Source organism: Psychrobacter sp. TB20-MNA-CIBAN-0197 (assembly GCF_040309765.1).
In the GTDB taxonomy this organism is placed as follows: Bacteria; Pseudomonadota; Gammaproteobacteria; order Pseudomonadales; family Moraxellaceae; genus Psychrobacter; species Psychrobacter submarinus.
This window is the reverse complement of the sequence record NZ_JBEOPC010000658.1, coordinates 1-269: the sequence shown is the minus strand read 5'-3', so window position 1 is coordinate 269 and position 269 is coordinate 1. Positions and strand designations below refer to the sequence as shown.

At 44.2% G+C, this 269-nt stretch carries 1 protein-coding gene; it reads left to right on the top strand.

The window, feature by feature from the left end; all coding sequences use genetic code 11:
- Nucleotides 1-269, top strand: a 269-nt coding sequence (gene secB, locus AAEY83_RS15405) for a protein-export chaperone SecB (RefSeq protein ID WP_351060307.1), incomplete at both ends; no start/stop codon positions are given.

Sequence of the window (269 nt, the reverse complement as noted above, 5' to 3'; positions counted from 1 at the left end):
ATGCTGAAAAGCTAGACGACGATCATTATCAAGTGATTTTGACCGTTAGCGTTACTGCAAAAAATGCAGAAGAAGCGGCATTTATCGCTGAGGTGCATCAAGCGGGTATTTTCTTGCTAAAAGACATTCCAGAAGATCAAATCGGTCAAATCCTAGGTGCTTATTGCCCGAACGTTTTGTTCCCGTATGCTCGTGAAGTCATCAGTGACATCGTTACCCGTGGTAGCTTCCCACAGTTATTGCTAGCGCCTGTTAACTTTGATCAAGCC